The 25,625-nt window shown below is 64.2% G+C and carries 22 protein-coding genes; 7 read left to right on the top strand and 15 right to left on the bottom strand.

Going from position 1 to position 25,625, the window contains the following annotated elements; genetic code table 11:
- Positions 1-7 precede the first annotated feature (7 nt).
- Together EB230_RS06505 and EB230_RS06500 are read right to left on the bottom strand one after the other, a co-directional pair.
- A complete protein-coding gene (locus tag EB230_RS06505; RefSeq protein WP_056575180.1) occupies positions 8-2,053 on the bottom strand; it encodes an FUSC family protein in 2,046 nt (681 codons plus the stop codon).
- 56 nt (positions 2,054-2,109) lie between these two features.
- Positions 2,110-3,459, bottom strand: coding sequence for an MFS transporter (locus tag EB230_RS06500; protein WP_056575178.1), 1,350 nt, complete (start codon positions 3,457-3,459; stop codon positions 2,110-2,112).
- A gap of 264 nt (positions 3,460-3,723) precedes the next feature.
- On the opposite strand from EB230_RS06500, the gene EB230_RS06495 reads away from it, so the two are divergent.
- Entirely contained in the window at positions 3,724-4,053 is a 330-nt protein-coding gene (locus tag EB230_RS06495; RefSeq protein ID WP_244494131.1) for a MarR family transcriptional regulator, read from the top strand.
- 134 nt (positions 4,054-4,187) lie between these two features.
- Here the strand turns inward: EB230_RS06495 and recQ are convergent, their stop codons facing one another.
- Together recQ and EB230_RS06485 are read right to left on the bottom strand one after the other, a co-directional pair.
- Positions 4,188-6,020: a DNA helicase RecQ gene (gene recQ / locus EB230_RS06490; RefSeq protein WP_056575173.1), complete on the bottom strand. Its 1,833-nt coding sequence runs from the start codon at positions 6,018-6,020 to the stop codon at positions 4,188-4,190.
- Complete coding sequence (locus tag EB230_RS06485; RefSeq protein WP_172371880.1) at positions 6,017-7,771, bottom strand: sulfotransferase; 1,755 nt, start codon at positions 7,769-7,771, stop codon at positions 6,017-6,019. Before EB230_RS06485 ends, recQ begins: the two co-directional genes overlap by 4 nt.
- Positions 7,772-7,834: 63 nt before the next feature.
- Here EB230_RS06485 and EB230_RS06480 point away from each other — a divergent pair, with 63 nt between their 5' ends.
- The gene (locus tag EB230_RS06480) at positions 7,835-9,256 is read left to right on the top strand and encodes a coniferyl aldehyde dehydrogenase (RefSeq protein WP_172371879.1); all 1,422 of its coding nucleotides are present in this window, start codon (positions 7,835-7,837) and stop codon (positions 9,254-9,256) included.
- 560 nt (positions 9,257-9,816) lie between these two features.
- On the opposite strand, the gene EB230_RS06475 is transcribed toward EB230_RS06480, so the two are convergent.
- A complete protein-coding gene (locus tag EB230_RS06475; protein WP_056575157.1) occupies positions 9,817-10,515 on the bottom strand; it encodes a hemerythrin domain-containing protein in 699 nt (232 codons plus the stop codon).
- A gap of 178 nt (positions 10,516-10,693) precedes the next feature.
- On the opposite strand from EB230_RS06475, the gene EB230_RS06470 reads away from it, so the two are divergent.
- Both EB230_RS06470 and EB230_RS06465 read left to right on the top strand, forming a co-directional pair.
- A complete protein-coding gene (locus EB230_RS06470) occupies positions 10,694-11,167 on the top strand; it encodes a hypothetical protein (RefSeq protein ID WP_056576444.1) in 474 nt (157 codons plus the stop codon).
- Entirely contained in the window at positions 11,164-12,504 is a 1,341-nt protein-coding gene (locus EB230_RS06465; protein ID WP_172371878.1) for a GAF domain-containing protein, read from the top strand. The genes EB230_RS06470 and EB230_RS06465 overlap by 4 nt, the downstream gene beginning before the upstream one ends.
- 19 nt (positions 12,505-12,523) lie before the next feature.
- Here EB230_RS06465 and EB230_RS06460 read toward each other — a convergent pair whose 3' ends face one another.
- Together EB230_RS06460 and uxaC are read right to left on the bottom strand one after the other, a co-directional pair.
- Positions 12,524-12,862: a cupin domain-containing protein gene (locus tag EB230_RS06460; RefSeq protein ID WP_056576442.1), complete on the bottom strand. Its 339-nt coding sequence runs from the start codon at positions 12,860-12,862 to the stop codon at positions 12,524-12,526.
- A 45-nt stretch (positions 12,863-12,907) separates the two neighbouring features.
- Positions 12,908-14,317 carry a glucuronate isomerase gene (uxaC, locus tag EB230_RS06455; RefSeq protein ID WP_172371877.1) on the bottom strand — a complete coding sequence of 470 codons (1,410 nt, stop codon included), beginning with the start codon at positions 14,315-14,317 and terminating at the stop codon, positions 12,908-12,910.
- 154 nt (positions 14,318-14,471) lie between these two features.
- Between uxaC and EB230_RS06450 the strand changes: the two genes are divergently transcribed.
- On the top strand, positions 14,472-15,965 hold the full coding sequence (locus EB230_RS06450; RefSeq protein ID WP_172371876.1) for a mannitol dehydrogenase family protein: 1,494 nt from the start codon (positions 14,472-14,474) through the stop codon (positions 15,963-15,965).
- A 52-nt stretch (positions 15,966-16,017) separates the two neighbouring features.
- Here EB230_RS06450 and EB230_RS06445 read toward each other — a convergent pair whose 3' ends face one another.
- From EB230_RS06445 to EB230_RS06415, 7 genes are all read right to left on the bottom strand, one after another.
- Positions 16,018-16,425: a F0F1 ATP synthase subunit epsilon gene (locus EB230_RS06445; RefSeq protein ID WP_172348044.1), complete on the bottom strand. Its 408-nt coding sequence runs from the start codon at positions 16,423-16,425 to the stop codon at positions 16,018-16,020.
- 110 nt (positions 16,426-16,535) lie between these two features.
- A complete protein-coding gene (gene atpD / locus EB230_RS06440; RefSeq protein WP_172371875.1) occupies positions 16,536-18,131 on the bottom strand; it encodes a F0F1 ATP synthase subunit beta in 1,596 nt (531 codons plus the stop codon).
- Between the two features lie 71 nt (positions 18,132-18,202).
- Positions 18,203-19,087: a F0F1 ATP synthase subunit gamma gene (locus EB230_RS06435; protein WP_056575131.1), complete on the bottom strand. Its 885-nt coding sequence runs from the start codon at positions 19,085-19,087 to the stop codon at positions 18,203-18,205.
- A gap of 32 nt (positions 19,088-19,119) precedes the next feature.
- Positions 19,120-20,649, bottom strand: coding sequence for a F0F1 ATP synthase subunit alpha (gene atpA / locus EB230_RS06430; RefSeq protein WP_019861845.1), 1,530 nt, complete (start codon positions 20,647-20,649; stop codon positions 19,120-19,122).
- Positions 20,649-21,209: a F0F1 ATP synthase subunit delta gene (locus EB230_RS06425; protein WP_172371874.1), complete on the bottom strand. Its 561-nt coding sequence runs from the start codon at positions 21,207-21,209 to the stop codon at positions 20,649-20,651. The genes atpA and EB230_RS06425 overlap by 1 nt, the downstream gene beginning before the upstream one ends.
- A 246-nt stretch (positions 21,210-21,455) precedes the next feature.
- Positions 21,456-21,851 carry a DUF4345 family protein gene (locus tag EB230_RS06420; RefSeq protein WP_056575124.1) on the bottom strand — a complete coding sequence of 132 codons (396 nt, stop codon included), beginning with the start codon at positions 21,849-21,851 and terminating at the stop codon, positions 21,456-21,458.
- Between the two features lie 95 nt (positions 21,852-21,946).
- A complete protein-coding gene (locus EB230_RS06415) occupies positions 21,947-22,642 on the bottom strand; it encodes an aspartate/glutamate racemase family protein (protein ID WP_172371873.1) in 696 nt (231 codons plus the stop codon).
- Between the two features lie 67 nt (positions 22,643-22,709).
- Between EB230_RS06415 and EB230_RS06410 the strand changes: the two genes are divergently transcribed.
- Together EB230_RS06410 and EB230_RS06405 are read left to right on the top strand one after the other, a co-directional pair.
- A complete protein-coding gene (locus EB230_RS06410; protein WP_056575120.1) occupies positions 22,710-22,952 on the top strand; it encodes a type II toxin-antitoxin system Phd/YefM family antitoxin in 243 nt (80 codons plus the stop codon).
- Positions 22,949-23,404, top strand: coding sequence for a type II toxin-antitoxin system VapC family toxin (locus EB230_RS06405; protein WP_172371871.1), 456 nt, complete (start codon positions 22,949-22,951; stop codon positions 23,402-23,404). Before EB230_RS06410 ends, EB230_RS06405 begins: the two co-directional genes overlap by 4 nt.
- Positions 23,405-23,415: 11 nt before the next feature.
- Here EB230_RS06405 and EB230_RS06400 read toward each other — a convergent pair whose 3' ends face one another.
- Positions 23,416-25,599, bottom strand: coding sequence for a primosomal protein N' (locus EB230_RS06400; RefSeq protein WP_172371869.1), 2,184 nt, complete (start codon positions 25,597-25,599; stop codon positions 23,416-23,418).
- Positions 25,600-25,625 lie beyond the last annotated feature (26 nt).

Raw genomic sequence — 25,625 nt, 5'->3', positions numbered from 1 at the left:
GATCGATCTACTCCGCCACCAGCAGCATGGGTTCCGACATTGTCGAATAAATCGGTGGCGCGGCGTTCCGGTACAGCGCCCGCCGCAGCCCGACCAGCGCGTCCGCCGACCGCCGGGCCGGCGTGGCCTGACGGCCCGCGACCGTGGCGAGGGCGCGATCGATACGCGCCAGCAGCCGCGGCGGCGCTGTGACGGCCGCGCCAAGGCGCAGGCGCTCCTTGAACAGCTCGGCGACGGCCGACAGGACGATGCCGACCTCGCGCCTCTCGTCGGGCGTGAGGCGGTTGCGCATCCGCTGCAGTTCCACGATGTTCAGGCCGAGCCTGATTTCCGCATAGCCATCGATTGTCGACAGCGCCTTGTTCTCCGTCCCCGCGAGCCTGGGCACGAGCTGGCCGAGACGATCGAGCATGCGGCCGGCGAGCCGGCGTTGGTCCTCGACGCGATCGCCGGCGGCGAGTTGGGCAAGGTCCGACCAGCCGGCATGCACCAGGCGCCGGGCTGCGATCTCCCCGCCGAATGGCCTCACCACCAGCGTCCACACCAGCGCGAAACCCACACCCGCCAGGGCGGCGAGGCCACCATCGGCGAACGAGACGAAATCGGCGGAAAACCGGTCGCTGAGGGCAATGAAGGATGCGGTGTTCACGGTGAGCAGCATCGCCAGCATGCTGAGCTGAGGCCTGGGAATGAGCGTGCCGAGCACGAGGAAAGGCGGCGCCAGTACGAGAACCAGCAAGGGGAAGCTTTGAACCATCGGCAGGATGGCGAACTGGTAGAGGGCGGTGACCGCCAGGCTGACCGTGCACCAGACGAACATCGACAGGAGAAGCGGCGCGGGCCGATCGGCGGCGGCGAAGAACGAACTCCCGACCGCCACCATCAGCACGAAGCCGGCGCCTTCCGCCCAGCCCGAATAAATCCACAGGGCGCTGGCCGCCAGCACGGCGAGGATCACGGAACCGGCATAGAAGAACAACATACCGTAGTCGTGATGGCGGGTGCGCGAGAAAGTGCGGCGACGGCGGAAGGCGAGCCTTTCGCCCCGCGAATCGCCTGTCGCGATCTGCTTTTTCAACACCAGGCAGTCGTGCCAGGCGTCGACGATCTCCCTCAGCCTGGCCAAGGCGCTGTCGAGGATGAGGCTGTCCCAGTCGACCGCGTGCGCGGCCGGCCGCAAATCAGCAATGCGGGAGCGGAACAGAACGGCGCGGTCCGGACCGTCCACCACTTGGAGCCAGGTTCCGACATCACCGAGAAGGGTGAAGAACTCCTCGTGGATCGCGCGGTCCTGCGACTTCAGGCCATGGATGCGGTCATCGAGCGACGACAGCAGCGGCAGCAGCAACATCAACCGCCCGCGCAACTGTCGCGCCTGTCGCGTGACGCCGCGCGTATGGGCATCGTAACCGAGCTGGCTGATGAGGATGTCGAGCCCTGAAATGTCCGATGCCAGCTTCTGCCGGGCCAGCAAGGTTACCCCAAGCCCGCCCTCGCCGCGCAGGATGTCGCTCGCCCATGCAGCGGCATCGCCAAGCCAGTTGGAAATGCGCGAGGACAAGAGCGAAGACAGCCCGATCGGGAACAGCAATTGCGCGACCACGCTGGCGCAAACGATGCCAAGGATGATCTCCTGGCTGCGGGCCGAGGCGATATCGAAGATCGTCTGGGGCGCATCGACCGCCGGCAGCGCGATCAGCGGAAGCGAATAGCCGGCCAGCATGAAGACATAGCTGCGCGGCGTCCGGTCCAGCATCGAAATATAAAGCAGCCCGCCAGTCCACAACGCCACGACCATGCTCAACAGCAGCGGCGAATTGACGAACATCGGCAAGAAAAGGACTGACGCCGACGCGCCTATCAGTGTGCCGAGCGCGCGGTAGAGCCCCTTGGAGGAGGTCGCGCCGGCAAGCGGATTGGCCACGACGTAGACAGCGGCCATGGCCCAGTAAGGGCGCGGCAGGTCGAATGACAGCGCGATATAGAGCGCCAGCATCGAGGCGATGAACGCCTTGATCGAAAACAGCCAGTCTTGCCAGGAAGGGAGCGTCATTGTGCGTCAGCTCTTTGACCCGCTCCTCCCAGGCGGGTCGGGAAAGCTCCTTGAACCTAATTGTTGATGTCGACATCCTTTGTCTCATTCCCGATCAACAAGGAGATCAGGGTGAGCACCGCCATGGCCGACAGATAAACGCCGACCCAGAAAGGTCCGCCTCCGGCGCTCCAGAGGGCTACCGCGATGAACGGCGCCACGGCCGCGCCGAGGATCGAGGATACATTGTAGGAGATGCCCGAGCCGGTGTAGCGGACATTGGCTGGAAACAGCTCGGGCAGCAGCGCCCCCATCGGGCCGAAGGTCATGCCCATCAGGCTGAAGCCGACGATGAGCCACGCCATGACGCCGACGGTGCCGGCATGAAGCATCGGCACCCACAGCAGGCCGAAGGCGGCGATCGCCAGAGTGATCCAGATCAGCGTGCGTCGGCGACCCCAGCGGTCGGCCCACGGGCCGGAGACCATGGTGAAGACGCCGAAGAAGACAACGCCGATGATCATCATCAGCACGAAGGTCGTGTAGCTGTAGCCGAGGCCCGGTACCGCCGCCGAGGGTGCCGCGCGGCCATAGCTCAACGAAAACGTCGTCATCAGGTAGAACAGCACATAGGTGGCGAGCATGTAGAAAGTGCCGAGTATGAGCTCTTTCCAATGCGTCTTGACCGCCGAAGCCAGCGGGAGCTTTCTGACCCGGCCAGTGCGCACCGTATTGTCGAACGCGGCGCTCTCGACCAGGTTGAGCCGGACCCACAGACCGATGGCCACCATGACCACCGAAAACAGGAACGGGATGCGCCATCCCCACGAAAGGAACGCCATCGACGGCCGCGAGGGGTCGTCCGAGGGCATCGCTGCGGCAATGCTCAGGAACAGGCCGTTGGCGATGATGAAGCCGATCGGCGCGCCGAGTTGGGGGAAAGTGCCGTAGACAGCGCGCTTTCCCTTCGGCGCGTTCTCCGTCGCCACCAGTGCGGCGCCGCTCCACTCTCCGCCGAGCGCAAAACCCTGAGCGAGGCGCAACACCACCAGCAGGGCCGGCGCCAGCCATCCGGCGCTCGCGTAGGTTGGGAGCAGGCCGATCAGGAATGTCGCCAGCCCCATGGTCAGCAGCGCGCCAACCAGCGTGATCTTGCGGCCGCGCCGGTCGCCCAGATGGCCGAAGAAGATCGCGCCGAGCGGGCGCGCAATCATCGCCGCGCCGAACACGGCGAAGGAAGCGAGAAGCGCCGTCGTGTCGTTGCCGGCCGGGAAGAACAGGTGAGGAAACACCAGCACGGCGGCCGTGGCGTAGACATAGAAGTCATAGAATTCGATCGTGGTGCCTATCAGGCTCGCCAGTATGACGCGCGAACGCGGATTTGCTGGAGTGGAAACTGAGGGCACTGCGCTAAAAGCAACGGACATCGGAAAACACCTAAAAGGGTCCGGCGAACGCCGATCCCTCACACTGAGAACGGACACCTGGCGGACAGATGGAACGATCGCCTTCGTCATCTCTCGCTGGTATCAATTGCATTCAAATAGATTGTATGCGAACCATTGGCAATGGAAAATGAGCGATCCAGAAGCCGCGAAACGATCGGCCAGCTGATAACCAATGTTGCGCGCCTTTGGCGTCGCACCGCCAACGAGCGATTGGATCGTTGCGGACTTTCGCATGCCGTGGCCATGCCGCTGCTGGCATTGTGGCAACTGGGCGGCGAGGCTCGCCAGGGAGCGGTCGCGGAACAGGCCGGCCTCGAAGGGCCTTCGCTGGTGCGTCTCGTCGATCTCCTGGTGGCCGAAGGCCTGATCACAAGGCGTGAGGATCCCAGCGACCGCAGGGCCAAGATATTGTCCTTGACCAAGGACGGTGAGGCGCGGATGAGTTCGATCAACACGGTGCTGGCCGAGCTTCGCCACGAGCTGGTCTCTCTCATTGGCGACGACGAGCTCGAGACCGCCTCGGCGGTGCTGCGGCAAATCCAGGCCGAACTCGCCACCAAGCTCGGGAGCTGACTTGCCGGCGTCGGCCTCGCCGGCACCTTCCGGCTGCGTGCATTCAACGCCAGGCCGATCGTCTTCCAGGTCCCGGCGAATGAAATCTGCCCTCGTAAGCTTCCGCTGGCGCGCCGCCGGAAGCCGTCAGCCGCTCACGCCCCTGACAGATGCGCCGCGATTGCGCTCAGGAATATCTCACCGAATTCCTTGAGCTTTGCCCCTCCCACACCGTTCACTTCCGCGAAAGCGTCGAGGTCGCGCGGGCAGCGCTCGGCCATGTCGATCAGCGTGCGGTCGGAAAACACCACATAGGCCGGCACCTGGCGCTCCTTGGCCAGCCGCAGCCGCAGGGATTTGAGCATGGCCAGCAGCGAAGCATCGATGCCTTCGGCATTCATGGCCGAACCGTCGGCCGCTCGCATCTTGCGCAAGGCGCGGGCGCGCACCTCGACTCGGTAGTGGAACGGGGTCTCGCCACGGCCAAGCGCGCGACCCTTCTCGGCGATGGCGAGGCCGCCATGGCCGCTCGGATCCGGCTCCAGGAAGCCGCCGGCGACGAGTTGCCGGATCAGCGACTGCCAGAAATCCTTCTTGTGCGCCGCGCCGCCGCCGAAGCTGGCCAGCCTCTCATGACCCCTGGCCAGCACCTTTTCGGTCTCATGGCCGAGCAGGATGTCGATGACATGGGCAGCGCCGAAGCGCTCGCCGCTCTGGCCGACGGCCGCCAGGATGATGCGCGCCTCGGCGGCGCCATCGGCGCGCGGCACCTGGTCGAGACAATTGTCGCAATTGCCGCAAGGCGAAGCTTCCTCGCCGAAATAGCCGAGCAGCACCTGGCGACGGCACTGCGCCGTCTCGCAATAGCCGATCAGCGTGTCGAGCCGGCGATGCGCCCGCCTCTTGTGCTCGGTGGACGCGTCCTCGTCGTCGATGAACAGCCTGCGCATGCGGATATCGCCAAGGCCGTAGAGCATGTGCGCCTCGGCCTTGCGTCCGTCACGGCCGGCGCGGCCGATCTCCTGGTAATACGCTTCCAGGCTGCCCGGCATGTCGGTGTGGAAGACATAGGCGACGTCGGGCTTATCGATGCCCATGCCGAAGGCGATGGTCGCCACCATGACCACGCCGGAGAGCGTCATGAAGGCGTTTTGGTTCGCCTCGCGCGCCTCCTTGCTCATGCCGGCATGATAGGCGAGCGCGGTGACGCCATTCTTCTCGAGGAAGGCCGCCATCTCCTCCGTCTTCTTGCGCGACAGGCAGTAGACGATGCCGCTCTTGCCGGCGTGACGCTCGATGAAACGCAGCAATTGTCGTTTGCTGTCCTGCTTGGATTCGATGGCCAGCTTGATGTTGGGCCGGTCGAAACCCAGCACCAGCGTTTCGACCCGCTCGGCGAACAGCCGGGCCTCGATGTCGCTGCGCGTGCTCTCGTCCGCCGTCGCCGTCACCGCGATGATCGGCACGTTGGGGAAGATGTGCCGCAGCCGCGACAGATCCTCATACTCGGGCCGGAACGCCGGTCCCCATTGCGAGATGCAATGCGCCTCGTCGATGGCGATCAGGCTGACATCGAGCCGCGAGAGCGCCTCGAGCATGCGCTCGGTCATCAGCCGCTCCGGCGCCAGATAGAGCAGCCGCGTCTGGCCGGACGCCACGCGGCGCCAGGCCGCGACATTGGCCTCGCGGTCGAGCGAGGAATTGATCGTGTCGGCGCCAACGCCCGCCAGCCGTAGCGCGGCGACCTGATCCTGCATCAGTGCCACCAGCGGCGAAATGACGAGGGTGAGCCCGCCCATGACGAGCGCCGGGACCTGGTAGCAAAGCGACTTGCCGGCACCTGTCGGCATGACGGCCAGCACATGGCGCCCGCCGAGCAGCGCGTCCATGACATCGGCCTGGCCGGGGCGGAAATCGTCGAAGCCGAACACGTCCTTCAGCACGCGCCGCTTGCGATCCTCGGCCAGAATGCCGGTTGCCTGCGTCATTCAGCCAATTCCGTCGTCAATATGCCGGCCGAATTGTCATAGCCGAACTCCCGGCAGAAGCCGTCCACGCGATCGAGAAATGACGGCGGCAGGCCGCGCAGATAGGTCCTGAACGCTTCATTGCGCTCCCATTTTCTCAGCGAGGTGGACCTGATGGGATTGTTTGCATCGCGGCTGAAGAGCGTAGCGGGCGCCAGGCCGAAGGATCGGGCAATCCTCGCCTGCACGATGTCCGGTTCGGCGATCACGTCCTCATAGCGTAAATAGGTGATGGCTCTCTCCGGCTGGGCCTGTCGCAGCCGCATCAAACCATCATACTCCGCCTCCCAACGCTCCATGGTCACGTGAAAGGGCCGCAGATCGACGGTCTCCGGATGAGAGCTGGTCAGCACGTCGAAAGGATGCCGCACGCAATAGATCAGGCCGACCGATGCGGGCAAATCCTCAAGATCCCTGTAGCTCACGAAAGTGCGTTTTACGACCAGGTTGGCTTGGTAGCGATCCAGTTTGACCAGTGTCTGGTATGGCGCTTCGTTGGTATGGACATAGATATCCTCGAAACAGCCCATCAGATTGAGGCTGAGCGTGGTGCCGCTGCGCGCGCATCCGGCGATGAAAATTCTGTTTCGGGATTTCATTGCCGAAGGCAGCATTGGCGCCTTTTGTCGAAGGTGCCAGAAAAGCCGCCTTGCGCGGCGGCGTAACGCCACGACCGGCTTCCGGGGCGCCGCGGCTGGCACCTCGGAAAAGCCAAGCTCGGCCAGGGCGATCCCACTTTCTCCGGCGACCGCATAGAGCAGCCAGGTCTGATTATCCTGCTCGAAAATGGCTGGATCGCGTAGCGCGTTTTCCCTGCCCTGGGCCAGACCGATCCGACTGGGGCGGACCGGCAAGCCGGCCCCTTCGAACTCCGTCAGTGGCCGCAACACTTCGCTGTCGCCTCGCACGGTCCAGTCCCGCCAATCCTCGGCGAGATCGATTGTGCCGTAGAGGATCCGTTCCGGCGCGTCGCCCCGACGCGTGTAATAGACCCGCAGCCAGCGGCCGGATTTCTGCAGCGCGACATGCCGTGGGGCGAGGTCCTGCCGCACGGCAGGCAACACGACCGGACCGCGTTGGAAATCCGAAATGCCGTTTCTCGATCGGTAGACGGTGATCGCTCCCGTTCCAAGCAAACCGTACCACCAGCCATCGTGGCGGAAGATGCGCGCGTAGAACGGCCCGAGCGGTTCGGAAAGCGGAGTGAAACGAAGCCCGTCGACGGATGTCGCGGCAAAGGTGATCTGGCCTTCACCGGATTTTGCCGGGCCGTGAAAATACATCACGAAATGGCGAAGCTTCTGGTCGATGTGCACATCGGGCGAGGCGATATGCCCGACGATGAACGGACATTGGTCAAGAGACAGCACACCGCCGGGGTGGATGCGCCAAGGCCCGTGCAGCGAATCGGAGTAGGCGAGGCGGATATAGGTCCCCGTGTGGTCGGCGAAGTAGAGATAGTAGGCACCAAGCCGACCGGGCACCCAGTCAGGCATGCTGATCAGCGACGGCCCGTTGATGTTGGCCCCGTCATCGCCGGGCAGCATCTCCGGCGTAATGACGGGTCCGTGTCGCATGGCGGTGACACGAATTTGCGGAATCATGCGCCACGCGCCCTTGTCGGAGATTTCAGCTTGCCGCATTCGATACAACGGCATGGATGCGAACGGAAGGTCAAACAGCCATGTGAGCCTCGCCTGTCCCTGCGCCATGTGCTCCTGGCTGGATTCAGGCTGGCCCTGATGTAAGCTGCGCGGGAGCAAGGAGCGCGCGCGATGCTGCAGGTGAGACAGGACGTTCTCGGCGAGCGGTTTGGCTTGCAGCGCGCCGCCTTCGAGAAACAGCCCTTTCCGGACCTTGGCGTGCGAAAAGACCGCCTGAAGCGCCTGCTGGCGCTGACCGAGCGGCACGAAGCCGACATTTGCGCCGCGATCAACGCTGATTTCGGCAGCCGCTCGACTCACGAGACCCGCCTCGCCGAATTGTTTGTCGTGCGCGCCGGCATCCGTCACGCGCTGTCTCACCTGAAAGGCTGGATGCGCGAGCGTCGCGTCGCCACCACCTTGCCGTTCCTGCCGGGCAAAAACCGCCTCGTGCCGCAGCCGCTCGGTGTGGTCGGCATCGTCTCGCCATGGAACTATCCCTTCCAGCTCGCCGTCGCGCCAGTGACGGCGGCGCTCGCCGCCGGCAATCGCGTGCTGGTCAAGCCGTCCGAGCTGACGCCGGCTTTCTCGGAGTTGCTGGCCGGATTGGCCGTCGAGCATTTTTCGCCCGACGAGTTGAGCGTCATCACCGGCGATGCCGAGATGGGCAAGGCCTTCGTCTCGATGCCGTTCGATCATCTGCTGTTCACCGGCTCGACCGCGGTCGGCCGCCAGGTCGCGATCGCCGCCGCCGCCAATCTGACGCCGGTGACGCTCGAGCTCGGTGGCAAGTCGCCGGCGATCTTCGATCCCTCCTGCGATCTCGATGCGGCGACGGCCAGCGTTGCCTATGGCAAGCTGCTCAACGCCGGTCAGACCTGCATCGCGCCGGACTACCTGCTGGTGCCCAAGGGGCAGGCAGGCACGGTCACGGCCAAGCTCGCAGCCGCGGTGGCGCGGCTCTACCCCACGCTGCGCGACAACCCCGACTACACAGCCATCGTTAGCGACCGGCACTTCCAGCGCCTGCGCGCCATGATCGCGGAAGCCCGCGATGCCGGCGCCACCATCACCGAGATCAACCCGGCCGGCGAGGACCTCGATACAACAAGCCGGAAATTCGTGCCGACCCTGGTCGGCAATGCCGGCCCGGACCTGCGGCTGATGCGCGAGGAGATTTTCGGCCCGGTGCTGCCGATCGTCGAATATGCCACCGTCGACGAGGCGATCAGCCATGTGAACCAGGCCGATCGGCCACTGGCGCTCTACTGGTTCGGCAACGACAGCGCCAACCGCCGGCGCATCCTGCGCGAGACCGTCACCGGCGGCGTCACCGTCAACGACTGCATGCTGCATCTGGTGCAGGAGAACCAGCCCTTCGGCGGCGTCGGCGCCAGCGGCATGGGCGCCTATCACGGCGAATGGGGATTCCGCGCCTTCAGCAAGGAGAAGCCGGTCTTCCTGCAGTCGCGCCTGAGCGCCGGCGCCCTGCTGCGCCCACCCTATGGCAAGACGTTCGAGCGGCTTTTCGGCCTGCTCAGGCATATCACCTGACCGCGCCGAAGCGCGGACGGTCGGCGAATATCTCCGACACGCCGGCCGAGGCTATCCTCGAGGCCACGCATCTGCTCGCCGCCAGCCGTCGCGACCACCCGGTGCCGGCGCATTAAGGTTATATTCACTATGATCCGGCAGGTTTCCAATCCTGCGGTGATGTCTTGAGTACCGCGGCGCCACTGGCGCCCAGGCAACAAACCCGCGCCTTGTCCGAGGCGCGGGTTCCCTGGCCAGGAGCCGATTGGCCGGCGAGGCCAGGCTGCCGCCCACGATGTGACCTTCCATCATCGGTTGTCGGGCGGCGTGCGGATCAGCGATCCTCTTCCTGCAGCAAAACACCTGTTATCCGCCGATGGCCGACCGGCCGCCTGGGCACGACCAGGCTTTGCCGGACAATGCGCGGCGCATGCGCGGCAGCCTCCACGGCGGGCAGCAGCCCGGCCGGTTGAAATCGTGCAGCCCAGGGCTGCCGTATGGCGGTTGTGCATGGTTCTGACTCCCTGTCGAAATCCTTGCGCTCGAACGCGAACTGCCTCCGAGCGTCTCCGGTGCGAATTTCAGGCAGCGAGCCCAAGTCTGCTGGAGAGGTCGCAAAAATCCTCACGCGACAGATGTGGCCGCGCCGCGAATTCGATGACGGCGGCGAACGCGTCGGCAGGCGCCGAGACCTTCATGCCTCCCAGAAGCGCGGCACGCTCGCTGCGGCTCATGGCGGGGATCATCAGGCGCATGAAGGCGAGGTTCTTCTCCGGCGTGAGCGACCCGATGATCGCCATTTCGATGCCTTGCAGTTCGGCATCCGTGAAGTTCGCCCATAGTTGCGGCGCGGTTACCGTCTCCTCCTCATGCATGTGTTCGAGATCGTGTCCGACAAAGACCGTGAAAGCGATGTAAAGCCGGCGACCAAGGCTGGCCCGGGCATCAAGGGGTGCCTCCTCTATCGCCCGGATCATGTCCTCGAGTTCTGCAAAGGCCAGCCGATGATCGTCGTGCTGGTGCTCGAGGCGGTCGGTCGAAGCCCGCACGCGCGCTTCGAGCGGCTGGTGGATATACCTGTCCTCATGGGCAAGATGGCTGGCCCCAAGCATAAGGATCGTACGAAGGTCGGCCAGCAATGGTGCGGTCGCCGCCGCATCGTCGAAATCCGCGCTGCCCAGGCGCGCAAGCAATTCGCATTGGGCCTTGCGAAGACCCTTGTGGATCAGGCCGTAAAGATCATAGCGGCCATTGAGGTCTGGTATTCTTGCATGTGTCATTGAAGATCTCCCGTCTGTGCGGCGTCCCGATTGTCACGATGACTGATCGCGCCGGCTTCGCGAGGCCTTCTAGTCAAGGGCTGAAGAACATGCTTCCTAAATGCTTCCTAAGCAGCATGCCTGTTCCTAAAACTTTCCTATCCGATTAGACTGTTTGCATGTAGGCAATGGGGCGGCCTTGATCAGCAAGGAAATAGACGACCTGCTCGCAGGTCCGGTGATGATTCTCATATCCACACGCAATGCCGCGTTTCGCCCAGCCATCGGCCGCGGCACCGGCGCCGCGCATGTCGCGAGCCTCGGATGTATCGACGTGCTCGTATCGCGGGCCCAATGGCCCGAAGTTGTCGAGAACGCCGCCTTGGATGCACCGGTGGCGGTCACGATGGTACGCCCGCACGACTATCGCGCCGTCCAGATCAAGGGCCGCATCCTGGCGGTGTCACCGGCCGACGATGCCGACAGGGCGAAAGCGCAAAACTACATTTCCGAGATGCTGGTGGTGATGGAAGCGCTTGGCGTGACCCGGCATCAACTCTCTCATACCCTCGTCGACAGTGATCTGCTTCGTATCCGTTTTCGGCCCACCGATGTCTTTTCGCAGTCACCCGGACCCGGTGCGGGCGAGAGGCTCCGGACACACTCGCCATGATCTCCCTCAGCGACATCCGCGACAGTTTTGAAGGCGTCATCCCATCGGTGATCGCGACCAGCGATGGCGACGGCATACCCAACATCTCGTATCTGTCTCATGTCTATTACGTCGATGAGAGCCATGTCGCGCTTTCGAACCAGTTCTTTTCCAAGACGGCCGCCAATGTGCGCGCCAGCGGCGTCGCCACGCTGATGGTCGTCGATGGACGAAGCGGCGTCCAACACATACTCGATCTGGAATTCCTGCATGCGCTCGACCATGGCGAGCTGTTCGAACGCATAAAATCGCATCTTTCGGTGATGAGTGCGCAACAGGGAATGGCGGGGATCATGAAACTGCGCAGCGCCGACTTGTACTTCGTGCGCGATTGCCGCGCGGTGGTCGGCGCCGTCCCGCCTGAACATCGCAATCCGGTCCCCGCGACAACGAACCACCTGCCCAAGGCCGCGCTTCTTGCCGCCGCCATCGGCTCGGAAGCTGATGCCGATGTTATGCTGGACAAGGCGCTGGCCGGACTTGAGAACAGCTTCGACTATCGGCATGCGATGGTTCTGGTGCCCGACGAGACCGCCCAGCGGCTAAGCACCCTGGCGAGTCGCGGATACAGCAGCCTTGGTGTCGGCGCGGAGATCGCGTTTGGTGAAGGCGTGATCGGCATCGCGGCCACCACGCGCCAGCCGGTTCGTATCTGTGACCTGCGGCGTTCTCAACGCTATGCCTCAGCCATACTTTCGGCGTCCGAGCGCACACGCCATATCCCGCTTCCCGGACTTGCCGGTCCGCGCAGCCAGATGGCGGTGCCTATGCTTGCCCAGGGAAAATTGCGAGGCGTGCTGTTTGTCGAGTCCGAGGCCAGTTTCGCTTTCGGCCATCAGGATGAGGATGCCCTGATGCTGGTTGCGAGCCAACTGGCCGCGGGGTTGCGGCTTGCCGAACTGGAAGGTGGCCACCAGGCCAATGCCTTCGCGAAGTCGGCACAAGGCGGACATGCGTCGGATCAGGCCGGAGCACCCGCGTTCAAGATAAGATATTTCGCGTTCGACGACAGTGTCTTTATCGACGACGACTATCTGATCAAAGGCGTCCCCGGGCGGCTCCTGATCCACCTTGTCCGCACCTTCCTCGCCACGGGACGCCGCGATTTCTCCAATCGCGAGATCAGGCGGGACGCGACGCTGCGGCTGCCTGATATCAAGGACAATCTTGAAACCAGGCTCATCCTTCTGCGTCGGCGCCTTGACGAGAAAGGCGCACCGATCCGGCTGCTGCGGCCCGAGCGTGGGCATATCAGGCTGGAGCTGGCCGGCGTGCCGCTGCTGGAAGCCGAACCGTGACCCTTCCCGGATAGCGCCCTCAGGCGAGGAAATCGGCCCTGCACGGCGCAAAACTGTCGACCAGCCGCCCCGCTTCCAGCGCCCTGACGCCGTGCACCAGGCCGGACGGCACGATGAAGCTGCCACCGGCCTCAAGGATCTCCGTCAGCCCGTCGATGGTCACCTCGAAGCGGCCCTCGGCGACATAGCTTGACTGGACATGCGGATGCGAATGCAGCGCACCGACACCGCCCTTGTCGAAGCCGAACTCGACCAGCATCAATTCATCGGTGGAGAGGAGAACGCGCCGCCTGTTGCCGTCGGGCGTCGGCGTCCAGGGCGCCTCGCCGGCATGGGCGAATATCTTCGTCATCGTCATCTCCTTGCCGTCAATGGCCGGCCAACGCCAGCCAGGCACGTCCCGTCAAAGCCGATAGGCTTTCTTGGCAAGCGTATAGGCCAATTCCCCGGCCAGTTCATGCGCCTCGTCCTCGCGCAGCCGATGCTCGGCGACCAGCCGCGCCAGGAATGCGCAGTCGACCCGCCGCGCCACGTCGTGACGGGCCGGGATCGAGGGGAAGGCGCGAGTGTCGTCGTTGAAGCCGACAGTGTTGTAGAAGCCCGCCGTCTCCGTGGTCATCTCTCGAAACCTGCGCATGCCTTCCGGACTGTCATGGAACCACCAGGCCGGACCGAGCCTGAGTGCCGGGTAGACGCCGGCCAGCGGCGCCAGCTCGCGCGCATAGCTGCTTTCGTCGAGCGTGAAGAGAATGACGGTCAGGTCGCGCTCCAGCCCGACGCAGTCGAGAAGCGGCTTCAGCGCCGTCACGTAGTCGGTCCGTGTCGGGATGTCGAAGCCCTTGTCGCGGCCGAACTTCTGGAAAACGGAAGCCGAATGATTGCGCTGGGAGCCAGGATGGATCTGCAGCACCAGCCCGTCATCCCTGCTCATCTTGGCCATCTCGGTCAGCATCTGGGCGCGAAACAGTTTTCGCTCGCGCTCGTCATCCGAGCCGCGGCGAATGCGGTTGAACAGTTCCTCGGCCGCCGCATCGGAAAGGTTGGCGGTCTCGGCTGTCGGATGGCCGTGGTCGGACGAGGTCGCGCCGAAGCCTTTGAAGAAGGCGCGCCGCTGGCGATGCGCGTCGAGATAGCCGGCCCAACCGCCGGTGTCGCAGCCGGTGATCTCGCCCAGCCGGTCGAGATTGGCCGCAAACCCTTCGAAATCGGGATCGACAACCGCGTCCGGCCGGTAGGCGGTGACGACACGGCCCTCCCAGCCGCTGTCGCGGATCATCTGGTGCCATTTGAGGTCGTCGAGCGCGCCTTCCGTCGTCGCGATCACCTCGATGTTGAAGCGCTCGAACAAGGCGCGCGGACGGAAATTCTCCCACTGCAGCAGCGTCGCGATCGTGTCGTAATGACGGTCGGCGGTCTCGGCGCTCAGCGGCTCCTCGATGCCGAACAGGTGCGCCAGCACATGGTCGAACCACAGCCGGGTCGGCGTGCCCCGGAACAGGTAATAGTGCTCGGCAAAGCGCCGCCAGATCGTCCTGCCGTCGCTCTCGACCGGGGCGCCGTCCAGGGTCGCCACGCCGAGATCCTCCAGCCGTACGCCCTGGCTGAACAGCATGCGGAAGATGTAGTGGTCGGGCACGATGAGCAATTGTGCCGGATCCGGGAACGGCTCGTTTAGCGCATACCAGCGCGGATCGGTGTGGCCGTGCGGGCTGACAATGGGCAGGTTCCTGACCCCCACATAGAGGTCGCGGGCAAGCGAGCGCGAATGCGCTTCAGGCGGAAAAAGCAGGTCCGGATCGATCAGCGCGACCATGGGAAAGCAGCTCCTTCCAGTTGGGTATCGGTACGTTTGGGCCAACGCGATGTCAACGTGCCCCGGCAAAGCGGCATCCTTGCGGCAGGCGGACGTAGGTGTTACGCCGCCTGTCATCGGCCGCGTCCCCAAAGCCCTCAGCCCCGGTATCGTGATGACCAGAAGCCATCTGTCCAACGCAACGCTGCAACTGCTGCCCGCGGCCGCCGAGATCCCCGCATATGACCGCGGCCGCGTTGCGCCCGGCATCGTGCATCTTGGCGTCGGTGCCTTCCACCGAGCCCATCAGGCCGCCTATGTCGACGACTGCCTGGCGGCGGGCGAGACGGACTGGGGCATCGTCGGCGTCTCCCTGCGCAGCCCCGACACGCGCGATGCGCTGGGGCCGCAGGACGGGCTCTACACGCTGGCGGTCCGCAGCAGTAGCGCGGAGGAGCTGCGCGTCGTCGGCTCGATTCAGTCGATGCTTGTGGCGCCGGAAGATCCGGCCGCGGTGCTGGCCGCGCTGATCGATCCGCGCACCCGCATCGTCACGCTGACCATCACCGAGAAGGCCTATCTCAGGGCCGCGGGCGGCGGGCTGGACGCCGCTCACCCCGACATCGCCCACGATCTGGCAAATCCGCGAATGCCGAAGACGGCGCATGGTTTTCTCGCCGAGGCGCTGGCTCAACGACTGGCAGCCGGCACCCCGCCCTTCACCGTGCTGTGCTGCGACAACCTGCCAGCCAATGGCGCCACCTTGCATCGGCTGCTGACCGAATTCGCCGCGCTGCGCGATGCCAGGCTTGCCACGGCGGAGGTTCCCGGACTCTTCGACCATATCGCAAGCCAGGTCGCGTTTCCGTCGAGCATGGTCGACCGGATCGTGCCGGCAACCACCGACGCCGACCGGGCACGCGTCGCTGGCGAACTCGGTGTCGACGATGCCTGGCCCGTGATGACCGAGCCCTTCCGCCAATGGGTGATCGAGGACAATTTTTCCGCCGGCCGGCCGGCTTGGGAAAAGTTCGGCGTCACCATGGTCGGCGATGTCGGCCCCTTCGAGGACATGAAGCTCAGGCTTCTCAACGGAGCGCATTCGGGCATCGCCTATCTCGGCCTGCTCAGCGGCCACGCCACGGTCGACCGGGCCTTTGCCGATCCGGCGATCCGGCAATTTGTCGACGGGCTCTGGGCCGAAGCCATCCCGACATTGCCGGAGGACGCCGGGCTCGATACATCCACCTACACAGCCGAGCTTGCCGAGCGTTTTTCCAACACCGCGCTCGCCCATCGCACGGCGCAGATCGCCAATGACGGCAGCCAGAAACTCCCACAGCGCATCATCGCGTCCGCCATCGAGTGCCTCGAAGCGGGTACCGAGTTCGTGCATCTCACGCTGGTGGTGGCGGCCTGGATTGCCGCCTGTGCCGCTCGCGGCAAGACCTTGCCCGAAAACCATTTCACCGATCCGCTCGACGCGGCCCTGACGGCGCTTTTGGACCAGCAGCTGCCGGCGAACGAAACCGTGACGGCAGTGTTCGACCTGGCCGGCTTTGCCGGGGATCACGCCGAGCGCCAGACGCTGATTGAACTCACGGCGGTGCATCTGGTGCATTTGCGACGCGATGGCCCGACATTGGCCTTCGCCGCCTTGGGCATTTAAACAAAAAAGCGGGGCAAGGCCCCGCTTTTCATCAAGTCATCTGAACTGAATTTCAGGCCGGGATAAGCGCGCCTTCCAGCGTGGTGAGCTGGCTGAGGAACTGCTCCGCCTTGCTGCGCGCTTGGTCGTCCTTGGCGTCGGCGGCATCTTCCTTGGCTTCCTGGATGCGGCGGGCGAGATCCGCCCGGTCGACATCCTTCACCGCCACCGCTGATTCCGCCAGCAGCGTGCAGCCGGCGGGAACGATGTCGGCGAAACCGCCGAACACGACATAGCGTTCTTCGCCGCCCGAAGCGGTCTTCACCGTGACGACACCCGGCTTGATCGTGGTCATGACTGGCGCGTGATGCGCCATCACGGTCATCTCGCCTTCGGCGCCCGGGATGACGACGGATTCGACCTCGGCGGAAACCAGCAGGCGCTCCGGCGAGACCAGTTCGAATTTGAAAGCTTCAGCCATGTCGATTTAGTGAGTAGGGAATAGTGAGTAGGAAGTGGGGAGAAAGGGCAAATGCCCGGTCACCCGCCTGCTATTCACTACCGACTACTGACTACTCCCTATTCCCTTGATTAAGCTGCTTCAGCCGCCAGGCGCTGTGCCTTCTCGACCGCTTCGTCGATGCCGCCAACCATGTAGAAGGCAGCTTCCGGCAGGTGATCGTAGTCGCCGTTGCAGAGGCCCTTGAAGCCCTTGATGGTGTCGGCGAGATCGACCAGCTTGCCGGGCGCGCCGGTGAACACTTCGGCGACGAAGAACGGCTGCGACAGGAAGCGCTCGATCTTGCGGGCGCGGGCAACCGTCTGCTTGTCCTCTTCCGACAGCTCGTCCATGCCCAGGATGGCGATGATGTCCTGCAGCGACTTGTAGCGCTGGAGGATCGACTGCACCTGGCGAGCGACGGCATAGTGCTCTTCGCCGACGACCATCGGGTCGAGCATGCGCGAGGTCGAATCCAGCGGATCGACCGCCGGATAGATGCCCTTTTCGGCGATGGCGCGGTTCAGCGTCGTCGTCGCGTCAAGATGGGCGAACGAGGTCGCCGGCGCCGGGTCGGTCAAGTCGTCGGCGGGCACGTAGATGGCCTGCACCGAGGTGATCGAGCCCTTGGTGGTGGTGGTGATGCGTTCCTGCAGGGCGCCCATGTCGGTGGCGAGCGTCGGCTGATAGCCCACGGCCGACGGGATACGGCCGAGCAGAGCCGACACTTCCGAACCCGCCTGCGTGAAGCGGAAGATGTTGTCGACGAAGAACAGCACGTCCTGGCCCTGGTCGCGGAAATATTCGGCGACCGTCAGGCCGGTCAGGCCGACGCGGGCGCGCGCGCCCGGCGGCTCGTTCATCTGGCCGTACACGAGGGCCGCCTTGGAGCCTTCGCCGCCGCCCTTCTTGTTGACGCCGGATTCGATGAACTCGTGATAGAGATCGTTGCCCTCGCGGGTGCGCTCGCCGACGCCGGCGAACACCGAATAGCCGCCATGGGCCTTGGCGATGTTGTTGATCAGTTCCTGGATCAGCACGGTCTTGCCGACGCCGGCGCCGCCGAACAGGCCGATCTTGCCGCCCTTGGCGTAGGGAGCGAGCAGGTCGAGCACCTTGATGCCGGTGATCAGGATCTGCGCTTCCGTCGACTGCTCGACATAGGTCGGAGCCGGCTGATGGATGGAGCGCATTTCGATTGCGTCGACCGGGCCCTCTTCGTCGACCGGCTCGCCGATGACGTTGATGATGCGGCCGAGCATGCCCGGACCGACCGGCACGGTGATCGGCGCGCCGGTGTCACGCACTTCCTGGCCGCGCACCAGACCCTCGGTGGAGTCCATGGCGATGCAGCGCACGGTGTTTTCACCCAGATGCTGGGCAACCTCGAGCACCAGACGGTTGCCGACATTGGTCGTCTCGAGCGCGTTCAGGATCGCCGGCAGGTGATCCCCGAACTGCACGTCGACGACGGCGCCGATGACCTGACGGACCTTGCCGACAACACCGGTTGCCTTGGCAACCGCTGCCGATGTCTTGGCCGCGGCGGCCTTGGCCGGCGCTGCCGCCGTCTTTGCCGGAGCTGCCTTCGCGGCGGCTGCCGAAGCCTTGGCCGCCTTCGCGGGGGCTGCGGTCTTCGCGGCTGCGGCCTTGGGGGCTGCCGTCTTGGGGGTCGCTGCTTTCGCCATCGTCTTTACCCTTTTTCGTCCTTTGTTTCTCACGCGGTCCGGTCGCGGGCCAGATGGCCCACGGACCGCGCCTAGAGCGCCTCGGCGCCCGAAATGATTTCGATCAGTTCCTTGGTGATCTGCGCCTGCCGCTGACGGTTGTAGGTGATCGACAGCTTGTTGATCATCTCGCCGGCGTTGCGCGTCGCATTGTCCATGGCGCTCATCTTGGCACCCATTTCGCCGGCCGCGTTTTCAAGCAGCGCGCGGAAAATCTGCACGGAGATGTTGCGCGGGATGAGGTCGGACAGGATTTCGCCCGGCTCCGGCTCGTACTCATAGACGGCGCTGCCCCCATCCACCGCCTCGGCGGGAGCCGAAGCGACGCCGGCCGGAATGATCTGCTGCGCGGTAGGAACCTGGCTGATCACCGACTTGAACTGCGAATAAAACAGCGTGCAGATGTCGAAGCCGCCGTCGTTGAAAAGGTGGATGACCTTCTTGGCGATCGCGTCGGCATTGACGAAGCCGAGCGTCTTCACCTCGCGCAGATCGATGCGGTCGAGAATCATCGATGCATAGTCGCGGCGCAGGATGTCGAAACCCTTCTTGCCGACGCAGATGATCTTGACCTGCTTGCCGTCGGCCAGAAGCCGGCGGATGTGATCGCGGGCAAGGCGCGCGATCTGCGAATTGAAGCCGCCGCACAGGCCGCGCTCGGCCGTGCAGACGACCAGCAGGTGCACGTCGTCCTTGCCGGTGCCGGTCATCAGCGCCGGGGCATCGCCACCGCCGCCGATCGCCTGGGTGATGTTGGCCAGCACGGAACCCATGCGCTCCGAATAGGGGCGCGCCGCTTCCGCGGCCTCTTGCGCACGGCGCAGCTTCGCCGCGGCGACCATCTGCATCGCCTTGGTGATCTTCTGCGTCGCCTTGACCGAGGCGATACGGTTACGAAGGTCTTTTAATGAAGGCATGCTTCAAACCTGATCCCGTCTTGTCGCTTCGCTCAGGCGAAGGTCTTGGCGAAAGCGTCGATCTCTGCCTTCAGCTTGGCGCGCAGATCGTCCGACAGCGCCTTTTCCTTGCGGATGGCGTCGAGAACGTCCTTGCCCGCCGCACGCATGTGGCTGAGCAGACCGTGCTCGAACTTGCCGACCTGGTTGACCGGCAGCTTGTCGAGATAGCCGTTGACACCGGCGAAGATCACCGCGACCTGCTCTTCCGTCTTCAGCGGCGAGAACTGCGGCTGCTTCAGGAGTTCGGTCAGGCGCGATCCGCGGTTGAGCAGGCGCTGCGTGGCGGCGTCGAGATCCGAGCCGAACTGCGCGAAGGCCGCCATTTCGCGGTACTGCGCGAGCTCGCCCTTGATCGAGCCGGCAACCTGCTTCATCGCCTTGATCTGCGCCGAGGACCCGACGCGCGACACCGACAGGCCGACGTTGACGGCCGGACGGATGCCCTGGAAGAACAGGTTGGTTTCGAGGAAGATCTGGCCGTCGGTGATCGAGATCACGTTGGTCGGGATGTATGCCGACACGTCGTTGGCCTGCGTTTCGATGACCGGCAGGGCCGTCAGCGAGCCATTGCCCAGATCGTCGTTGAGCTTGGCGGCGCGCTCGAGCAGGCGCGAGTGCAGATAGAAGACGTCGCCCGGATAGGCTTCGCGGCCCGGCGGGCGGCGCAACAGCAGCGACATCTGGCGATAGGCGACGGCCTGCTTGGACAGATCGTCGTAGCTGATCAGCGCGTGCATGCCGTTGTCGCGGAAATATTCGCCCATGGTGCAGCCGGCGAACGGCGCCAGGAACTGCATCGGCGCCGGATCGGAAGCGGTGGCGGCGACGATGATCGAATATTCGAGCGCGCCGCGCTCTTCCAGCACCTTGACGAACTGCGCGACGGTCGAGCGCTTCTGTCCGACGGCGACGTAGACGCAGTACAGCTTTTCCTTCTCGGGGCCGTTGTCGTGCACCGACTTCTGGTTGAGCATGGTGTCGAGGATGATGGCGGTCTTGCCGGTCTGGCGGTCACCGATGACCAGCTCGCGCTGGCCGCGGCCGACCGGGATCAGCGCATCGATGGCCTTGAGGCCGGTCGACATCGGCTCATGCACCGACTTGCGCGGAATGATGCCGGGCGCCTTGACGTCGACGCGCTTGCGTTCGGTCGCCTTGATCGGGCCCTTGCCGTCGATCGGGTTGCCGAGCGCGTCGACGACGCGGCCGAGCAGGCCCGGACCGACCGGAACGTCGACGATGGCGCCGGTGCGCTTGACGGTGTCGCCTTCCTTGATGTCACGGTCGGCGCCGAAGATGACGACGCCGACATTGTCGGCTTCGAGGTTGAGCGCCATGCCGCGGATGCCGCCGGGGAATTCGACCATTTCGCCGGCCTGGACGTTGTCGAGGCCGTAGACGCGGGCGATACCGTCACCGACGGACAGCACCTGTCCGACTTCGGAGACTTCTGCCTCCTTGCCGAAATTCTTGATCTGGTCTTTCAGAATTGCGGAAATTTCCGCGGCGCGGATGTCCATCAGCCGACCTCTTTCAGTGCAAGCTTGAGCGAATTGAGTTTGGTTTTGAGCGACGTATCGATCTGGCGCGAGCCCATCCTGACCACCAGCCCGCCAAGCAGCGACGGATCGACGGTGACGGAGATGGCCACGTCCTTGCAGGCAACGCTCTTCAGCGCCGCCTTGAGTTCTGTCTGCTGGGCGGCGGTCAGCTCATGAGCCGACGTCACTTCAGCAGCGGTTTCGCCGCGGTGTTCGGCCGCTATCTGGCGGAACGCCTTGATCATGCCAGGCACGGCGAACAAGCGGCGGTTCCGTGCGACGACGCGCAGGAAATTGCCGGTGAGGCCGGTGATCTTGGCCTTGTCGGCGATCGCCGCGATGGCCTTGGCCTGATCCTCGCTGGAGAACACCGGGCTGTTGATCAGCCGGGTCAGGTCGGCGCTCCCCGCGAGCAGCGCTTCGAAACTGTTGAGGTCGGCCTCGACCTTGGCCACGGAATTTGCCTGCAGGGCGAGTTCGAACAGCGAACCCGCATAGCGTTCTGCGACACCTGAGATTGGCGATGACGATTGAGCCACGGACCGTCTTTTCTCTTGTCTGACAGGCCGCAGATTGTTGGCGCGAGCAAAAACTCTGGCTAAATCTTTGACCTTACTGCATTTTCTCAAGCACGGAGGCGCGGCTTCCGCTATCCCCGGCCGAAAGTCGATTGCCGTCTAGCACAGGCATTTTAAGACCGCAATGCGTCGTTCCGCATGCTTTTCAGGCACTATTGTCGCATCCGGCGAAAGACTCGGGTCTTGCGCGCCGGAATACCCTTGGATTCAGGGCACAAAGCCGAAGGCAAAGGCAAGCGGCAATGCCGCCAGGGCCAATTCCACCACAATGGAAACCCAATTGAAAGGTGTGTTGGCGCCGTCGGACATCATCGACAGCAGCCGGCCGAAGGCGGTGAACAGCCAGGAGAAGCCGAGCGCCATGTAAATCAGCGGCTGCGCCAGGAGGATACAGCACAGGCCGACGCCAAGATAAAAGCCCGACATCCTGCCGCGCCCCTCGGCGATCGCCGCCGCCTTCTCGGGCTTGGCCTGCAGGCGCAGGATGCGAAAGGCCAGGCCCGGCGCCAGGAAAAACAGAAGGCCGAGCAGCACCGTGAAGACCGCACTCGACCAAGCCAGCCATTCGCCCTGGCTCGTCGGCCATGGAAGCGCAAAATCCATTTTGTCCCCTCGAAATGCCTATTTTGAAATTGCGGGCATTCTACCGGAGGAAAAACGCCGCGCCAGATAGCTCTGGGCACTTTAGCGGAGATGCATCAACCCAGAGCGAATTCCACGGCCGCCTCGGCATGGATCTGCGTCGTGTCGAAGACGGGAATGTCGAAATCTCGCTGCCCGATCAGCATGGTGATCTCGGTGCAGCCCATGATCAGGCTGTCGGCGGCCTCTTCACGGCGCAGACGTTCGGCTTCTTCGATATAGGCAGTCTTCGAAGCGTCGCTGACAATGCCCTGGCAGAGCTCGTCATAGATGACGCGATGCACCATGTCGCGCCCCGCGGCATCGGGCACCACGGGTGACAGGCCGTATTTGTCGGCCAGCCGGCCCTTGTAGAAATCCTGTTCCATGGTGAACCGCGTCGCCAGCAGCGCCGGGCGCTGCATGCCGGCGCGCTTGATCGCCACCGCGGTGGCGTCGGCGATGTGGATCAGCGGAATGGATAGCGACGCCTGCACCTGGTCAGCCAGCTTGTGCATGGTGTTGGTACACAAGAGCAGCCCTTCCGCGCCGCCCGCTTCGAGCTTGCGCGCGGCTTCGACCAGAAGCATGCCGGCACCATCCCAATCGCCATGATGCTGCCGCTCGGCGATCTCGGCGAAGTCGAACGACCAGAGCAGCAGTTTCGCCGAATGCAACCCGCCAAGCCGCTCGCGCACGATCTCGTTGAGCAGCCGATAGTAGATGGCGGTCGATTCCCAGCTCATGCCGCCCAGAAGGCCAAGGGTTTTCATGATGGGTTGTTCCTTTGCACGTGCAATTCCTATATTATGACCACATGAGACCACAAGGAGATTTGCCGTGAAAACAATGCAGGTTCGGGAGGCCAAGGCAGGGTTCTCGGCGCTGGTCGAGGCTGCGGAGAGCGGCGAGCCCACCATCATCACAAAGCACGGCAAGCCGGCGGCGGCCGTCGTTTCGGTCGAGGACTTACGAAAGCTTTATCCAGCCAAGCGACGAAACTTCGGAGAGTTTCTTCTGACCTATCCGGGAGGGATCGAGCTTGAAAGGAACGAGTCGCCGTCGAGGGACATCGATCTTTGAGCAGCTATCTTCTCGACACGTCCATTTTGTCCGCGTTCGCGCCCGGCAGGCCGCCAATTGCGAAAGACGTCGCCAATTGGGTCGTAACGCAAGGTGAGAAGCAAACGCTCTTCATACCGGTAATTGCAATCACCGAAATCGAGAAAGGCATACGCAAGCTCGATCGTGCTGGGGCCAAGGGGCGAGTGGATAGCCTCACTGTCTGGCTCAATGACACGATCGAAGGATTCGCAGATCAAATTCTAGGGATCAACGCCGATATAGCTCGAAGAGCGGGTCGAATGGAGGAAGCAGCCTCTGCGAAAGGGAAGAACCCGGGCCTGGCGGACACACTGATCGCTGCTACGGCGGCGGTTAACGGACTTACCGTGGTCACTACAAACGTCAGGCATTTTGAAGCGCTTGACGTTTTGTGCTGGAATATACTGCAAGACCCGCCAGGCTTCGACTAGTCGATACCATTTTACAAAAAGCTCTGCGGATCGATGTCGACCTGCACCCGGACCGAACCGCGCTGTTTTGGCCCATTGGCCAGCATGGCCCGGATAAAACCTTGCATGTCGGCGCGGCGTTCACCCTGGATCAGCAGGCGGAAGCGATGGCGGCCGCCGAGCAGGGACAGTGGCGCTTCCGCCGGTCCCAATACAAACAGGTCCGATGCCTCGGGCGCGGCACGGCGCAGCCCGCGTGCATGGCCTTCGGCTTCGGCCCGCGTCACCGCGCTGACGATGACGCCGGCCAGCCGGCCGAAGGGCGGCAAGGCCGCCCGTTCGCGCTCGGCGATCTCGCGCTCGTAGAAAGCCTCGGCATCGCCCGAGACGATCGCCCGCATCACCGGATGGTCGGGTTGGAAGGTCTGCAGCAGGCCGAGGCTCTTCTTGCCGGTGCGCCCGGCGCGGCCGGTCACCTGGCTGAGCAGTTGGAAGGTTCGCTCGGCGGCGCGCGGATCGCCATTGGCGAGACCGAGATCGGCGTCGACGACGCCGACCAGGGTCATGTTGGGGAAGTTATGGCCCTTGGCGACGAGTTGCGTACCGATGACGATGTCGGCCTCGCCATCGGCGATCGCCTCAAGCTCCAGCCGCAGCCGCCGCACGCCGCCCATCAGGTCCGATGACAAGACGATTGTCCGCGCATCGGGGAAATGTGTGACCACCTCCTCGGCGATGCGCTCGACGCCCGGTCCGCAGGCGACCAGATGGTCGAGCGTGCCGCATTCCGGGCAGGCCTCGGGGCGGCGCTCATTGTGCCCGCAATGATGGCAGACCAGTTGGCCGCGAAAACGATGCTCGACCAGCCAGGCCGAGCAGACCGGGCAGCCGAAACGGTGGCCGCACACCCGGCACAGTGTCAGCGGCGCATAGCCGCGCCGGTTGAGGAACAAAAGCGACTGCTCCTTCTTTTCCAGCGTCCGGCGCATATGGTCGATCAGCACCGGCGACAGGAAGCCGCCGCGCGCCGGCGGCGCGCGCCGCATGTCGATCGACCTCAGCTGCGGCAGCGCCGCTTCGGCGAAACGGGCGGAAAGGACGGCCCTGTTGTATTTGCCCTGGCTCGCATTGACCCGGCTCTCGACCGATGGCGTCGCCGACGCCAGCACGACCGGAAAGCCGCCAATATGGCCGCGCACCACGGCCATGTCGCGGGCGTTGTAGAAGACGCGGTCTTCCTGCTTGTAGGCCGGGTCGTGCTCCTCGTCGACCACGATCAGGCCAAGTTCCTTGAACGGCAGGAACAAAGCCGACCGGGCGCCGGCAACAACGCGCACCGTGCCCTCAGCCACTTGCCGCCAGACTTTTTCGCGCATCCTGGGCGGCAGGTCGGAATGCCATTCGCCCGGCTTGGCGCCGAAGCGCTGCTGGAAGCGCTCGAGAAAAGCGTGGGTCAGCGCGATTTCCGGCAAAAGGATCAGCACCTGCTTGCCCTGGTCGAGCGCCGCCGCCACCGCCTCGAAATAAACCTCCGTCTTGCCCGAACCGGTGACGCCGTCGAGCAGCGCGACATTGAAGGCGCCGGCCGCGACGTTGGCGCGCAGCATCGATGCTGCGTCGCTCTGATCCGGCATGAGCTCCGGCACGGCATAGCTTGGGTCGGGAGCGGCCACCACGGGGCGCGGCGGGATCATCACCGTCTCGAACACGCCCTGCGCCTTCAGCCCCTCGATCACCGTCGACGACACGCCGGCCGCATGCGCCAGGCCGGATCGCGTCCAGGCGAGCCCACCTTCGGCCGTCTCCAGCACGCGCGCCCGCGCATCCGTCATCCGGTCGGGAACGAGGAGCGTTCGCTGCAGCCCCTCGATCCAGGGCTCGGGGTCGAAGGCCTCTGGCGCGCGCAGCAGCATGCGTGCCACCATGCTCGGTGCCGACAGCGTGTATTGCGCCACCCAGTCGACGAAGCGGCGCATGGCGCGGTCGATCGGCGGGCAGTCGAAAACCTGTTCGATCGGGCGCAGCTTTTTCGCGTCGATGTTCTCGACCACGCCGTCCCAGACGATGCCGGCGACCTGGCGCGGGCCGAGCGGCACGCGCACGATCGACCCCGGAACCACGCGCATGCCGGCCGGCACGGCATAGGTGTAAGGGCGTTCGGCAGGCATCGGCACCAGCACCGGTGCGGCTGCGACAAAGGGCGAATCTTCGATCATGAGGCGTGACCTTGCCCCGACTTTGG

Source organism: Mesorhizobium sp. NZP2234 (genome assembly GCF_013170765.1).
Lineage (GTDB): Bacteria > Pseudomonadota > Alphaproteobacteria > Rhizobiales > Rhizobiaceae > Mesorhizobium > Mesorhizobium loti_D.
The sequence above is the reverse complement of the archived record's forward strand: the minus strand, read 5'-3'. Positions and strand labels throughout refer to the sequence as shown.